The sequence below is a fragment of the Micromonospora sp. NPDC051006 genome, from assembly GCF_044456245.1.
GTDB lineage: Bacteria > Actinomycetota > Actinomycetes > Mycobacteriales > Micromonosporaceae > Micromonospora.
The window spans coordinates 211,769-225,431 of sequence record NZ_JBITFP010000005.1 but is presented as its reverse complement, the minus strand read 5'-3'; the positions used below and the strand labels follow the sequence as shown (position 1 = coordinate 225,431).

Genomic DNA, 13,663 nt, shown 5'->3' with positions numbered 1-13,663 from the left:
GCCGGATGCCGGACGGCATTCGATTCGCCCAGGAGGACATGATGGTGGACTACCAGCTTGAGCTGATCGTATTGCCGGTGGCCGACGTCGACCGGGCCAGGGAGTTCTACAGCCGGCTCGGGTTCCGCGAGGACCTCGACTACGCCGGCGGCGACGGCTTCCGGGTCGTGCACTTCACCCCGCCCGGATCGCACTGCTCGATCGTGGTCGGCGAGGGCATCGGCACCGCCGCCCCCGGTTCGGTGGAAAACGTGCACCTCATCGTCAGGGACATCGAGGAGGCCCGCGCGGACCTGGTCAGCAAGGGCGTCGAGGTCAGCGAGATCTTCCACGACGCGGACGGTGTCTTCCACCACGCCGGCACCGCCAAGCGGGTGCCCGGCCTCTACCCGGGCCGGCGCTCGTACGGGTCGTTCGCCTCGTTCACCGATCCGGACGGCAACGGATTCCTCCTGCAGGAGATCACCGAACGCCTGCCGGGCCGCTGAACCGCGGACCCTTCCGTCCGGCCGGAACCGGCCGTTGCCGCGCCCGGGGCCGGGCTGCGGCGACGGCCGGGCCGGCCCACCTTCTCGGAGCCGGCACCGCGTTTGTCCGCTGGCTTCCGTCGCACGGGGAATCGGCCGCTGAACCCGCGCCGGCGGGGCGTCTGGCCAAGGCTTTGGGGAACGCTGTCGTACAGGCCGACTCACGGGGCGATGTCCGGCAGGCCGTACGCATTCTCGACAGCGCCTCGGCCCGCCCTCAATCCGACGACGACCCAGTCGCACAGGTGGAGATCCTCAGGTACGCGAGCCTGACCGCCGCCGGACCCAGGCGGCCTCCGGGCTGAGACGGCCCGGGACCGGCGCCGGCCCCATCGAGATGTCCTCGGGGCATGTCCAGCCCGAGCAGGATCAGACGTCGGGCGTCTGCTGCTCAAACTGCGCACCGTATGCGGCCGCCCCGCGCACCGAGTCCACGGCGAAGGTGACGTGACCAACCGGTACGCGCCCTGCCACCGCCTCGGCGACCAGCGCCGCCGCCGCCAGCGAGAACCCACCGCACAACTCGATGAGCCCGATCCCCTCGTCGACCAGGCTCACCGCGACCTGCGGCGCCACCGACGGGTCCGGCACCCGCACCAGAAACGTCACCTGACCGGCACGGTCGATCAACCGGCGATCGGCGATCGGATCGGTGCCCGGGTGCTCATAGATGTAGGCCCAGCTGACAGACATGACAGGGCACTCCCTCAAACGCGAATACGCACGATCACCCCGAACGTAGAACCTCATGCCGACTGGAGGTCAAGGAGAACGCTGCCCCGTCCGGCTCGCCCGAGGCAAGAACCGTGCCCAGGACGGCGACCCGGCTGCGTCCGTTCGGATCAGTGGCGAGAGATCCCTTCTCAACGGCGACGACCTTGGCTGGTCGGCAGCGGGGTGGGTGTGGGTCGGAGCCGGTCCGGCGCACGGGACTAGTTGACAAGTCATAGGGAGACTTGTCTACTAGTGACGTGAACCTGTCACGCATCATCCTGGGCTTCCTTGCCCTCTCGCCCATGACCGGTTACGACCTCAAGCGACACTTCGACTCGACCGTCGGGCACTTCTGGTCGGCAGACAAGGCCCAGATCTACCGCACCCTCGCCCAGCTCGTCGCCGACGGGTACGCGGAGGTCGAGACGGTGGTCGGGTCCGCTGGGCCCGACCGCCAGGAGCACCGCATCACCGACGCCGGACGGGCGGCTCTCGCCGCGTGGCTCGCGACCAAGCCGGAGCGCCAGGTCAACCGCGACTCCTTCCTCGCGCGGGTGTTCTTCGGTGCCGATCTCGACGAGGACGCACTCCGCTCACTCTTCGCCCAGCATCGCGTGGCAATCCAGGCGCAGCTCGCGCGCTTTGAGCAGGTGCGCGCCGAGGCCACAGGGCACGATCGCGGCTCCCGGCTGCGGCTCGCCACGCTCGACAATGGCGTCGCGCATCTACGCACCGAACTCGCTTGGCTCGACGCCGTCGAGGAGGAACTCGCATGACCGGCTTTCCCGAGGTGCACGTCCCCGCCATGACCTCGGCCGGGCTCCCCCTGGTGCTGCTGCACGGAGGCAACGTCGCGAACTGGATGTGGCAGCCGCAGCTGCCCGCGCTCGCAGATCGGATAGTCATCACGCCCGACCTACCGGGCTTCGGTGAGCGCGTCCGCGAGGACTGGCATGGTCTGGATGCGATCGCTGACGACGTGGTGGCACGGGTGACCGACCACGGCGTCGATGGCCCCTTCGACCTCGCCGGGCTCTCCCTGGGCGGCGTGCTGGCGCTTCGCGTGTTGGCGCGACACCCCGACCGGGTGCGCTCGGCACTCCTCAGCGGAGCGCCGCTCGAGCCCGCCAGCGTCGGGGTGCGCCTGATCTGCCGATTGCAGCTGGCGTTCTGGCAGACGGCGTGGTTCTGGCGCGCGCAAGCGGCGGCGTTCGGCATCCCGCACGACTCACGCGCGCTGTACGTCGCGCACGGAATGTCAGTACGCCGCGAGACCGCGTCCGCGATGAACGCCGAGGTGTTCGCGGGCGGCGTGCCCGCGGACCTACGTCGCTACTCTGGCCCTCTGCTCGCGATCGCGGGCGAGAAGGAACCCGCGGTGGTGCGCAACTCCCTGCGGGCAATCGCCCATGCCGCACCGCAAGCACAGCTGCGGCTCGCACCGAAAATGCACCACATCTGGAACATCGAAGACACCGACCTGTTCAACGAGGTCCTGCGCTGCTGGCTGAACGGAACCACCGACCCGCGCCTTGTCCCGGTCTCCCGGGCCTGAGCGCTCTTCTCGGGGCAAGCACCGCGGCGACCTCGTTCAGGGCATCCGGTTGAGGTCTTCGTGTCGCTCCGGTTGCCGGCTGTGGGGCGTGGTCAGGTGTGCGCCCCCGTCAATTCGACAGCCGGTGACCGAGTGGGCTGCGCATGTACAGGACGACGTGTCTGTGTCGGGCCCGGGTGAGCAGTCCGGCGCGATGCAGGACACCGAGGTGTTGGCTGACCGTGCCAGGGCTCAGGCCCAATTGATGCGCCAGGTCGGTCGTGCCGGCCGGCTGTGCGAGGGCGGTGAGGATTCGGGCACGGGTACGGCCGAGCAGGTCGGCCAGGGCCTGCGGCGCGACGTCGACGTCGGTGTGCCAGACCGTGGCCATGCCCGGGCCGGGTACCAGATGCGCGGCGGAAGACGCGGGTCGACGACGGTGACGGCGTGGTCGCAGTCCAACCCCATACAACGGGACCATTCAAGGTCCGCACTCCCCCGGTAGAGGGAGCGCGTCCCCCTCTACCGGGAGGACAGCTCCGCCAGTCGCCACAGAGCATTGCTCCATGACTATCAAGCCTTTTTCCGTCAGTCCCGGGGTGGCTGGTCGAGTTGTCGACCGATCGCATGAGGAGCGGAAGACGGTTGGCCCTCGACTACGAGGTGATCGTCGCGGTGCCCTTGAAAAGCCGGGGACGGCGTCTCGCGGTGTGGTTGGCACCGCTCCCGGTCCGGACCGGGCCGCTGACCCCGGCCGTGGTCGAGGTGGTCAAGCGATGACGGCGAGGCAACGGCCCGTGCGCGTGCGGGTCCCGGATCGCACGGCCACGGGTCCGGCACGGGACGCTCCGCAGGAGGTCGGCGAGTCAGGCCTTTCGGCTCGCTCCCCCCGGTCAACTGCCGCTCCTCGGGTCCGGCCGTGGGCGGTCGCCTGCGTCGTGTTCGTCGTCGCCGAGGTGACTGTGCGGGCGTACTGGATCGCGGGTGACCGGTGGGGGTACACCGCCTGCGACCGCACCGATCTGGTCGACCCGACGGGCGGATGCGGCGCGAACCAGGTCGAGACACTGCCGTTCTGGGCGGGGTGGGGAGCGGTGGGAGTCGGTGCCGCCCTCGCGGTGCTGGCCGTGTGCGCGGTCCGGTTCCCCGGCCGCTACCCGGTCGCCGGCAGTTGGGCGGCGGCCGCGCTGCTCCTGGTCCTCGCGTTCCCGCTGCATCTGCTCTTCGAGATCCCTGCGGCGTTGGCGGGACGCCCCTCGGACTGGCGCGACCTCGGCGCACGGCTCGCGCTGGCGACCGGCGGTCTCCTGTTCGCCGGGCTCGCCAACGCCTGCGCTCCCCGGCGCGCAGCGCGGGAGGCCGAGTACCAGCCGGTGCCGCGGTGGACCCGCCGCTGGGCGTACGTGGCGGTCGCTCTGCCGGTGGTCGGTTGGGCCGTGCCGCACGGGCTGTGGGTGCTCGGCGTTCCGTTCGGAATTCCGCAGCGGCAACTGGATGACATCCACCGGAGCCTCTCGACCTGGACCGGTGTGGCGATCACCCTCGTCCCGCCGCTCGCCGGCCTGCTCGTTCTCGGGTTGGTACAGCGATGGGGGCAGCAGTTCCCGCGCTGGGTGCCGGGACTGCGGGGGCGACCGGTTCCCCGGCTCCTGGCGGTGATCCCGGCCGGGGTGGTGGCGCTCACGCTGGTCACCTACGGCGTTTTGAGCGTCTCGGTGTTCGTGCGGCAGTTGCTTGCGGGCGACACGCACCGGTCAGACGTGTGGGAGGGGTGGGCGGTGGCCGCCACGCTGCTGGTGTTCCTCGGTTGGGGTGTGTCGTTGGGCGTCACCACCACCGGTTACGCCCTCACCACCGGCCGCAGGAACAGGCCACCGGCCTGCCGCCCTGAGCCGTCAATTCGGCCCGACCACGGCCGAGGCCGCGATGACGTCGGCCTTCGAGGATCGGAGCACTCGTGACTTCCACCGACTCTGAACGAGCCTGGGCCGCGGCGCCGTCACCCTGGGCTGTCTGGGCCGCCTACGCCGTCCCGCTCTGCGTCCTGCCGTCCGCAGTCTGGCGAGTGTCCCTCTTGTTCAGTGCGGAGGCCACCACCTGGTACATGATCTTCCTGTCCGCTCTGTCGATGGTGCTTGCCCTGTCGACACTCGGACTGGTGCATCGATGGGGAGAACAGGTTCCGCACTGGGTACCGCTGCTCGGAGGCCGGCCGATCCCGGCACGCCCGGTCGTGATCCTCGCTGTGGCCGGCGGTTCACTGCTCGTCGCCATCACCGTTTACTTCGTCCTGAACCAGACGTTCCACTTCGTGCCGCGCGGATGGGTCGGCGTCGGCCGCGACGAACCCGTGCACCCGGCTCCCGACTGGGAAGTGTTCCGTTACTACGTGCCACTGGTCGCATGGGGTCCCCTCGTCCTAGCCGTGGCCGCCGACTACCGTCGGCGTGTCACCCTGGTTCGAGCCCCGGCGCGATAGCGCTCCGGACTGCGAGCCCTCATGGCGCTGCCGTCCACATCGGCCTGCGGTCTCGCTTCAGGAGCGCCCCGGTTCGCGGTGATCTCGGCACTCCGTTCCTGCCGTTGCTGCTGGAAACAGGGGGCCACCCACTCTGGGACGTCGGACTGCTGGTGGCTTCCGCGTCGTGCGTCAAGCTGACCAGAGCCCCGTGTTCGCAGAGTGCCGTCAGCTGAGAGTTCGGCCGAACGGTTCAACCTAGCGGGGAGGGTCGATGACGAAGCATGCTGTCCAGGCTGCGCGGATGTTCGACGGCGAGCGGCTGGTGGACGGCGGGGTGCTGGTCCTGCTGGACGACGGGCGCATCGCCGACGTGCACCGGGGCCGGGCCGAGGTGCCGGAGGGCTGGCCGGCGCGCGAGGAGCCCGACGGCACCGTGCTGCCTGGCTTGATCGATGCGCACGTGCACCTGTGCGCCGATGCTGGGCTCGACGCGCTCGGGCGGCTCGCCGAGCGTCCCGAGCCGGACCTCGACGCGGTCATCGAGGCGTCGCTGCGCTCGCACTTGAAGGCCGGCGTCACGACGGTTCGGGACCTGGGCGACCGGCGCGGCGCCGTGCTCCGGTGGCGGGACCGGGAGGTGCGCCACGATCTGCCAACGGTGGTGGGGGCGGGCGCGCCGGTCACCAGCGTCGGCGGGCACTGCTGGTCGATGGGGGGCGAGGCGAGCGGCGTCGACGGGATCCGCGAGGCCGTGCGGCTGCGGGCGGAGACCGGCGCTGACCTGGTGAAGGTCATGGCCAGCGGTGGGGTGTTCACCCCCGGCACCGACACCACCCGGCCTCAGTTCACCGACCAGGAGCTGACCGCCGCGCTGACCCGGGCGCACGAATTGGGCCTGCCGGTGACCGCGCACGCGCACGCGCTCAGCGCGGTCGAGCAGGCGCTGCGCGTCGGTGTCGACGGCATCGAACACTGCACGTGCGTGACCGCGACCGGCGCCCACGTCCCCGACGAGCTCGCGGACCGTCTGGCCACGTCCGGGGTGGCGGTCTGTGCCACGCTCGGCACCGACCCGGCCGTGGTCACGCCACCGGAGGTGGTGGCGATGGCGGCGCGGGCCGGGCTCAGCGAGGCCGCGCTGCGCGACGGCGTCACCACCCTGCACCGGGCCGGGGTCCGCCTGGTGGCCGGCTCGGACGCGGGCCTCGGCCCGGCGAAGCCGCACGGGATCCTGCCAGAGACGCTCATCGAGTACGTCGCGTGCGGCATGCCCGCGACCGCCGCCCTCGCCGCGGCCACCTCGGTCGGCGCCGAGGTGTGTGGCCTCGGGCGGAGCAAGGGCCGCGTCCGCCCCGGATTCGACGCCGACCTGCTGGTCGTGAACGGCGACCCGACGAGCGACATCACGGTACTGCGCCGCCCGCTCGCCGTGTACCGCGCCGGCGAGCAGATGATTGATTCCGAGGGGCCTGTCAGAAACACCTGACAGCACGGACTGAGGCCGGAGACACGCAGTATTCGAAGCGCGGCTCGCCGCCACAACAATGAAACAGACACGTTGACATAAACTGATACGCTGCTCTCGCCTTACCCCTCAAGGAGAGACACCGAAGTGAAGAAACTGTCAAGCGTCGCGCCCGTGCTCGCACTCTCAATTGCAATCGCTATCGCCCCGGCAGCCTCTGCCTCCGCTGCTACGGACAGGAGCGGGGCGGAACGGCTGAACATCCCGAACAGCAGTGCGTGCAAGGCGGGTCGCACGGTCATGCAAGGCATGGTGGCAGGGCCAGGCGGCCAGCTCTACATCGTTTTCACGAAGGCGGCCGGCGCCGAGCCCGTCCTGTCCAGGTGGTTGCGCGACGGCTCAACCTGGGACGGCACCAGCTGGGTCTGCGCCGGCGCGCCAACTTCCATCCCCACACTCGGCCACGGCAACGACCTCGCCTTCAACGCGAACTATCTGGGTCAGGGCCCGGCCCTGATCGCCACCCAAGGGAGCCAATCCGCGTTCCTGAGCGACAAGGTGACAATCGTGCGCCTGAACGCCGACGGATCTCTTGGCACAACCGGGGAAGTGCGGCTACCGATAGGCAACATCAGCGGCCTCTGCTACAGCGCGACGGCTGCCGGCGGAGCCGGAAAATATGCCGCCCGACGGTTGGGTAGCCTGTGGACCCATCCCGGCGCCGGTGCGCTGACGAGTGGATGGACGCTGGTCAAGAGCAACCTGACGAGTCACGATAATCGTTCCGACCAAGGCATTGACTGCTCCGAGAACTATGTCTGGAACACCAAGTCGATCAACACCTCAACGCCCGCCACCGGCTGGAACTGGGTGTACCAGTACAACTGGTCCGGAGGCGATGTAGAGAGCGACATCGGAATTCCGGGGAACAACCTGATCGACGAGATCGAAGATGTCACCCATGTGGGGAGCGAATTCTTCGTCGGCGTCAACCGGAACGACGGGCTGGCCGACTCCGTGAAGGTGTTCATCGAATAAATTCGAGCGGTGGCCTCCTGGCTGGTCTGCGACGGCGCATTGCGTGAGCAACGGCGGGGCTTGCGGTCCGATCCCCAGCGCCGTGCGCTGAGTGTCGCACCCGCAGATCAGATAAGGGCCGAGCTGTCAATAAGCGAATCAAGATTGGGTGCGGCCACAAGCGACCCGGAACTTCAAGGCATTGAGATTCCCATCTCTGCCGGCAAAGTTCCGGGCCGACGAGGAGGAACCAGCTCTATGCTTGCCGCCGGAATGCGCTGCGGCGTATCCGGCCCGAGTGGAACACCAATGCAAGGATTTGCGAATGCGCCGAGATTCTGCTCCGAGCGACGGCACTGCTGGCGTCAGCGAAGTAGCACCGGACGGCGAAGCGCCGGGCTCTACCGCGGAGGGCGTCGCGCGCCGATCCGCGGTCGCCGAGGAACAGGCGTTTCTCGACCTGGCCACGGCCCGGCGCGACAGGTTGGCCGAGCACCTACAGGTCGAGCTTTCGTCAGAGGCCCTGGACGCGTTGGAGCAGGCCCGACAGCGCATGCTCCGCCATCAGTACGAGGAGCTACGGCGAGCACGGGAAGGTCTGGTCTTCGGCCGCCTCGACGGTCTTGACGGCACCGTGCGACACGTGGGCCGCATCGGTCTCCGCAACGACGGCGAGGACAGTGAGCCACTGCTGGTGGACTGGCGCGCTCCGGCAGCTCGGCCCTTCTACACCGCGACGGCTGTCGACCCACAGGGTCAGGCACGGCGCCGTCACATACGTACGAGGGGATCGGCCGTCGTCGGTGTGGACGACGAGCCCCTGGACGGGACCATGACGGCGGAACTCGTTGGTGAAGGCGCTCTACTGGCCGCCCTCGACCAACGGCGTACCGGCCGCATGTCGACGGCGATCTCGACGCTGCAACGCGAACAGGACGACATCATCCGGGCCGAGGCGACCGGTCCGCTGATCGTTCAGGGCGGTCCCGGCACCGGCAAGACCGTGGTTGCTCTGCACCGCGTCGCCTACCTGCTGTTCGCGCACCGAACGATGGCCGACCAAGCGGTCCTGGTGCTCGGCCCCTCGCCGCGGTTTCTCGAGTACATCGCCCAGGTGCTGCCCGCGCTCGGTGAGACCGCCGTCGTCTCGGCGACCTGCGACACGCTGCTGGCCGGCATCCAGGTGGGCCGCGACGAGAGCCGGCTGCTCGCCGAGATCAAGGGCCGCGCCCTCTGGCAATCCGCGCTCGAAAACTACGTCACGTCGCTGCTCCCCCGCCCCCGCGAGCTGAAGCTGCGCTGGGAGGGCGAGTTCTACGTCATCACAGCCGCAACGGTGGCGCAGGCGCTCGCCTCGGCGGTGCAGGGACGCCCGTACCACCGCGCCCGCGCGGCGTTCGCCGAGCAGCTGCACCACCTCCTTGCCGAAGTCGTCGCCGAGCAGCGCGAGGCGCTGATGAACGAGATGGAGGAGGGCTTCGAGGACATCCTCGCCCGCGTCGACAGGGACTTGCGGCATGACCACCACCCCGGCAGGACGCCCACCGGCAGCGACATCGACGGATTGCTCTCCGAGGAGGAGATTGAACACCTCCGTAATCGTATCGCCGAGAACGCCACCATCGCCCGGTTCATCGAGGCCTGGTGGCCCACCCTCGACGCCGAAACCCTGCTGCGTGATTTCCTGACCGACCGCACCCTGCTGGCCCGGTTCGCCCCGCAGCTGTCCCCGCCGGAGATCACCGCTGTCTCGGCCGAGCCCGCCACCTGGGCATCGAGCGACATCGCCCTGCTCGACGCTCTCGCCGACCTGCTGGGCGAGGGCGAAGCCCCGCAACCACAGGGCGAGTTCGTCGCCGACCGCGCTCGCCGGCAGCGCGGCTGGGTGTACGGCCACGTCGTGATCGACGAGGCGCAGGAGCTGTCCGAGATGCAGTGGCACATGGTCGTACGGCGCTGTCCCAGTCGCTCGATCACCGCCGTCGGCGACATCGACCAGGCCGAGGCAGCGCACCGGCACACCAGCTGGGCACAAGCGGTGCAGGCTGTCTTCGGAGACCGCTGGACCGCCGCGGAACTGACCATCTGCTACCGGACCCCGCGTGAGGTCATGGAGCTCACCGAACCGGTCTTGAAGAAGGCTGGCAGCCACAACACGCCGCCACGGGCGGTGCGCGCCTCCGGCATCGTCCCCTGGGAGCTCACGATCACATCCGCCCAGCTTGCCGCCGCCGCCGCGCAAGCTGTCCGACAGCTGCAGCAACGGTGGCAGGGCGGCACAGTCGGCGTCATCGCCCCCGCCGAGCGCATCGCCGAACTCCTAGCCGTGCTGAGCGATGTGCCGGTGCTCACCGCGACCCAGTCCAAGGGATTGGAATGGGACGCGACGCTCCTCATCGACCCCCAGGGCATCGCCGCTGAACCGCGCGGCTGGAACGGCCTCTACGTCGCGCTCACCCGATGCACCCAGGAACTTGGACAGCTGATACTCACGTAGCAGTCGCCACACGACAGCATGCCGGCGAAATACCTGCCCGGCTCGGCCCCTATCCGCTCGGGTGTGACGGCGACGTTCCGGGCCGACACCGACGTCATCCACCTCCTGATCGACCGGACCATCAGCCGCGCCAGCCGCTGCGCGCTCGCGTCCGGACCCGTACTGGTACAGCCCCGGGCGTCCAACAGCGGGCGAGTCGCCGCGATGGTACTTGTGCACGAGCCTCGAAAAGCGAGATCATCACGCATGCTCGACCCCTCGCCCGAGGACGACGGGACTTCACCGACGGTTTCCACGCCGCATTTCGTGGGCCGTGATCGGGAGATGGCGGCGCTCCGCGGCGCCTTGGCCCGGCCCCCGGCGATCGTGCTGGTGGAGGGCGAGGCGGGGATTGGGAAGAGTCGATTGCTGCGAGAGTGGTTGGCCGCGCCGGACCAGCGCACGGCTCTGGTCTCGGTGTGCCCACCGCTTCGCGAGTCGCTGACGTTGGGGCCGATCGTCGACGCGTTCCGTGGGATCGACCGCCCGGTGTCGCGATTGCGGCTCACCGAGCTTGCGGGTGCGTTACGACCCCTGTTCCCTGAATGGTCCTCGGACCTGCCGCCCGCACTGCCGCCCTTGGACGATGCGAAGGCGGCACGGCATCGCCTGTTCCGCGCCCTGGACGAGCTGCTGCGGGCTCTGCGTGTCGACGTCCTCGTGCTGGAGGACGCTCACTGGGCAGACGAGGTGACCTTGGAGTTCCTGCTGTTCGTCACCTCCCGACAGCAGTCGGACGGGACGAGCCTCGTGGTCTCCTATCGGCCGGAGGAAGTGGACGTCGGATCGCTGTTGCTGCGGCTGACGTCCCGGTTGCCTGCCGGCGTGACCCAGCTGAGGATCGCCCTGGCGCCGATGCGACCCGACGACACGGCAGCACTGGTGTCCTCGATGCTGGACGGCAACCCGGTATCGCAGGAGTTCGCGACGTTCATGCACGAGCGGACAGGCGGCGTTCCGCTGGCCCTGGAGGAGTCGGTTCGCCTCATGTGCGACCGTGCCGACCTCGTCTTCCGCGACGGACAGTGGGTCCGGCTGAAGCTGCGCGAGCTACAGGTGCCGCCAACGGTGCGCGACTCCACCCGGGAGCGGGTGGGCCGTCTGTCGCCGACGGCGCAGCAGGTGTTGCGAGCCGCGGCGACGTTGGCTGAGCGGTCATCGGTAACCACGATCGCGATGACCGCCGGTCTGTCACCAGCTGCGTGTCGAGGCGCTGTCGCGGAGGCGGCCGACGCCGGCGTCCTGGACGGAGACGACCGCGGCCGGTGGCGATTTCGGCATGTGCTGGCCGCCACGGCTGTCTACGAAGCGATCCCGTTGACCGACCGCAGACATTTCCACCTGCTGGCCGGCCGGGCCCTGGAGGACATCCACCCGCAGCCTGTGGCACGCCTTGCCCACCACTTCCGTGAGGCGGGCGAGCGTCAGTCCTGGGCGCGGTACGCCGAGCAGGGTGCCGAGCTGGCCATCGCCTCGGGTGACCACACCAAGGCGGTCGACGTGCTGGTGGATCTGTTGTCGTGGGCGGTGCTGCCGCCGGCGGATCGGGCACGAGTCGCGCGCATCGCCGGAGTGGCCGCACTGGGCCGGCGTGAACCGGTCGACGAGGTCCACCACCGCGTGATCCGTACCTTGCGCTCGGTGCTGGAGACCCCCGGTCTCTCCGCCCGCCAGCAGGCCGAGATCCGCAACCCCCTGGGTCGACTCCTGATCACCGGGGGTGAGGCGCAGGCCGCACTCAGCGAGCTGGAGCAGGCGGTGGCCAACCTCGACCATGACCCGGTCGAGGCGGCTCGGGCAATGACCTATCTCGGATGGGCCTATGCGGGACCGTGGCCGGCGTCGACCCATCGGCGCTGGCTGGATCGCGCCGCTGAACTCGCCGCCGAATTCGATTCCCCCGCGGAGCGGCTGAACCTGGCCGGCAACCGAGCCGCCGCGTTGCTCATGCTCGGCGAAGAGGAGGCCTGGGACGTCGTCGCTGACCTGCCCGTCGACGGCGCGACCTCGGCGGAGCGTCTCGACGTGGCCCGCATCCACGCAAATGTCGGGACCGGCGCACTGATCTGGGGTCGGTACGCCGACGCGGAAGAACACCTCGCCGTGGCCATGCGCCTTGCCGAGGCCGAGCAGGCGTCCCGGTTACAGCACAACGTCCGACTCGAACAGGCCAACCTGGCGTGGCTGACCGGCCGGTGGGAGGGTCTCGCGGAGCGAACCGCGGCACTCGCCGATGCCGACCGAGACCGGCCGGCGTACTACCTCGGCAGCATTCGCCTCGCGGCCCGGCTGGCAGCCGCAGCCGGACGGCGGCGCGCTGCGGAGGAGCAGTTCCGGCTGGTCCTCGAGGAGTCTGCCCGTCTCGGCGCAGCCGACGACACGATGGAGGCCGCCGCTGCGCTGGCCAGACTGTGGCTGGCGGACGGAAACAGCGGCCGGGCGCTGCAGATCACGAACGAGCCGATGGACACCGTCCAGAGAAAAGGCATCTGGGTCTGGGCGACGGACCTCGTCCCCGCCCGGATCGAGGCACACCTCGTCGCGGGCGACCTGAAGGCCGCGACACGCCTGGGCGACCAGTTCGCCAGAGGACTGCGTGGCCGTACGGCGCCTGCGCCTCGCGCCGCCCTCACCGTATGCCGTGCCCTGCTGCTCGCCGCGGCCGGAGACCACGCCCGCGCGGCGACGGCATACGGTCGGGCGGCGCGCGCCTGGAGCGCGTTGCCGCGCCCCTACGACGCCATGCTCGCCCGCGAGCGTCAAGCCGAGGCGCTCATCGCGCAAGGCCAGATCGAACAGGGCCGAGTTCTGCTGGCCGCACAGTACGAGCAACTGTTCCGGCTCGGAGCCCGCGGCGATGCGGACCGTGCCGCACAGCGGCTTCGCGAACACGGCGCCGAGGTCCCGCGACTGTGGCGCGGCGGCCGACGAGGGTACGGCGACCAGCTCTCACCTCGCGAGCTCGACGTGGTCCAGCTGGTTGTCGCCGGCAAGACCAACCGGGAGATCAGCCGGATCCTGGCCAAGTCGCCGGCCACGGTGGATCAACAGCTGCGTGCGGCGATGCGCAAGTTGAAGGTGACATCCCGGACCGCGCTCGCGGTCAAGGCAGTGGAGGCCGGAGTGTTCGCCGAAGAGGAAACCCTCGGCAACGCGTCGTGAAAATTGACGTATCCACTGGATAGCGAGCGGTCACTCATCCGCCGAGCATGACTGCATGATCCATAGCCGTAGGGCGATACATGCCTGAGCGACCTGTCGCGCGCGACGACGCCGCCATCGAGCACCAGCCACCTCCCGGGCTGTCGCTCGAGCCGCGTGACAGCGCCTCCGACGCCTCCGACGTCGACCGTGCCGACGGTGCCGAAGAGCACAAGAGCCACGACCCCTACCAACCCCTGTAGGCAGA

General features: G+C 69.5%; 13 protein-coding genes and 1 pseudogene. 12 read left to right on the top strand and 2 right to left on the bottom strand.

What is annotated here, in order from left to right; all coding sequences use genetic code 11:
• The first annotated feature begins 5 nt into the window (after window positions 1–5).
• The gene (locus ACIBBA_RS11750) at window positions 6–488 is read left to right on the top strand and encodes a VOC family protein (protein ID WP_357056946.1); all 483 of its coding nucleotides are present in this window, start codon (window positions 6–8) and stop codon (window positions 486–488) included.
• Window positions 489–634: 146 nt separating this feature from the next.
• Window positions 635–790, top strand: a pseudogene (locus tag ACIBBA_RS11745) (VOC family protein); the annotation flags it as partial.
• 106 nt (window positions 791–896) lie between these two features.
• Here the strand turns inward: ACIBBA_RS11745 and ACIBBA_RS11740 are convergent.
• The gene (locus ACIBBA_RS11740) at window positions 897–1,277 is read right to left on the bottom strand and encodes a DUF6506 family protein (RefSeq protein WP_396696257.1); all 381 of its coding nucleotides are present in this window, start codon (window positions 1,275–1,277) and stop codon (window positions 897–899) included.
• Between the two features lie 221 nt (window positions 1,278–1,498).
• Between ACIBBA_RS11740 and ACIBBA_RS11735 the strand changes: the two genes are divergently transcribed.
• On the top strand, window positions 1,499–2,017 hold the full coding sequence (locus tag ACIBBA_RS11735; protein WP_396696255.1) for a PadR family transcriptional regulator: 519 nt from the start codon (window positions 1,499–1,501) through the stop codon (window positions 2,015–2,017).
• Complete coding sequence (locus ACIBBA_RS11730) at window positions 2,014–2,796, top strand: alpha/beta fold hydrolase (RefSeq protein ID WP_396696253.1); 783 nt, start codon at window positions 2,014–2,016, stop codon at window positions 2,794–2,796. The genes ACIBBA_RS11735 and ACIBBA_RS11730 overlap by 4 nt, the downstream gene beginning before the upstream one ends.
• 109 nt (window positions 2,797–2,905) lie before the next feature.
• Here ACIBBA_RS11730 and ACIBBA_RS11725 read toward each other — a convergent pair whose 3' ends face one another.
• Window positions 2,906–3,166, bottom strand: a complete 261-nt coding sequence (locus ACIBBA_RS11725; protein WP_396696251.1) for an ArsR/SmtB family transcription factor — start codon at window positions 3,164–3,166, stop codon at window positions 2,906–2,908.
• A gap of 254 nt (window positions 3,167–3,420) precedes the next feature.
• Here ACIBBA_RS11725 and ACIBBA_RS11720 point away from each other — a divergent pair, with 254 nt between their 5' ends.
• The 8 genes from ACIBBA_RS11720 to ACIBBA_RS11685 all read left to right on the top strand — a co-directional run bounded on the left by ACIBBA_RS11720 (window position 3,421) and on the right by ACIBBA_RS11685 (window position 13,658).
• Window positions 3,421–3,555, top strand: a complete 135-nt coding sequence (locus ACIBBA_RS11720; protein ID WP_396696249.1) for a hypothetical protein — start codon at window positions 3,421–3,423, stop codon at window positions 3,553–3,555.
• A 158-nt stretch (window positions 3,556–3,713) separates the two neighbouring features.
• Window positions 3,714–4,736 (top strand): hypothetical protein, encoded by a 1,023-nt coding sequence (locus ACIBBA_RS11715; RefSeq protein WP_396696248.1) that lies wholly within the window; start codon window positions 3,714–3,716, stop codon window positions 4,734–4,736.
• 143 nt (window positions 4,737–4,879) lie between these two features.
• Entirely contained in the window at window positions 4,880–5,254 is a 375-nt protein-coding gene (locus ACIBBA_RS11710; RefSeq protein ID WP_396696246.1) for a hypothetical protein, read from the top strand.
• A 253-nt stretch (window positions 5,255–5,507) separates the two neighbouring features.
• A complete protein-coding gene (locus ACIBBA_RS11705) occupies window positions 5,508–6,722 on the top strand; it encodes an amidohydrolase family protein (RefSeq protein WP_396696244.1) in 1,215 nt (404 codons plus the stop codon).
• 126 nt (window positions 6,723–6,848) lie between these two features.
• On the top strand, window positions 6,849–7,739 hold the full coding sequence (locus ACIBBA_RS11700) for a hypothetical protein (protein WP_396696242.1): 891 nt from the start codon (window positions 6,849–6,851) through the stop codon (window positions 7,737–7,739).
• 304 nt (window positions 7,740–8,043) lie between these two features.
• Entirely contained in the window at window positions 8,044–10,215 is a 2,172-nt protein-coding gene (locus ACIBBA_RS11695; protein ID WP_396696240.1) for a HelD family protein, read from the top strand.
• Between the two features lie 63 nt (window positions 10,216–10,278).
• Window positions 10,279–13,416: an ATP-binding protein gene (locus tag ACIBBA_RS11690; RefSeq protein WP_396696238.1), complete on the top strand. Its 3,138-nt coding sequence runs from the start codon at window positions 10,279–10,281 to the stop codon at window positions 13,414–13,416.
• Between the two features lie 80 nt (window positions 13,417–13,496).
• Window positions 13,497–13,658 carry a hypothetical protein gene (locus ACIBBA_RS11685; RefSeq protein WP_396696236.1) on the top strand — a complete coding sequence of 54 codons (162 nt, stop codon included), beginning with the start codon at window positions 13,497–13,499 and terminating at the stop codon, window positions 13,656–13,658.
• The last annotated feature ends 5 nt before the right edge of the window (window positions 13,659–13,663 follow it).

What these genes read in the sequence shown, in the direction of transcription:
- ACIBBA_RS11750 (WP_357056946.1), top strand. Translation starts at nt 6, where the DNA reads ATGCCGGACGGCATTCGATTCGCCCAGGAGGACATGATGGTGGACTAC.
- ACIBBA_RS11740 (WP_396696257.1), bottom strand. Translation starts at nt 1,277, where the DNA reads ATGAGGTTCTACGTTCGGGGTGATCGTGCGTATTCGCGTTTGAGGGAG.
- ACIBBA_RS11730 (WP_396696253.1), top strand. Translation starts at nt 2,014, where the DNA reads ATGACCGGCTTTCCCGAGGTGCACGTCCCCGCCATGACCTCGGCCGGG.
- ACIBBA_RS11725 (WP_396696251.1), bottom strand. Translation starts at nt 3,166, where the DNA reads ATGGCCACGGTCTGGCACACCGACGTCGACGTCGCGCCGCAGGCCCTG.
- ACIBBA_RS11710 (WP_396696246.1), top strand. Translation starts at nt 4,880, where the DNA reads ATGATCTTCCTGTCCGCTCTGTCGATGGTGCTTGCCCTGTCGACACTC.
- ACIBBA_RS11705 (WP_396696244.1), top strand. Translation starts at nt 5,508, where the DNA reads ATGACGAAGCATGCTGTCCAGGCTGCGCGGATGTTCGACGGCGAGCGG.
- ACIBBA_RS11695 (WP_396696240.1), top strand. Translation starts at nt 8,044, where the DNA reads ATGCGCCGAGATTCTGCTCCGAGCGACGGCACTGCTGGCGTCAGCGAA.
- ACIBBA_RS11685 (WP_396696236.1), top strand. Translation starts at nt 13,497, where the DNA reads ATGCCTGAGCGACCTGTCGCGCGCGACGACGCCGCCATCGAGCACCAG.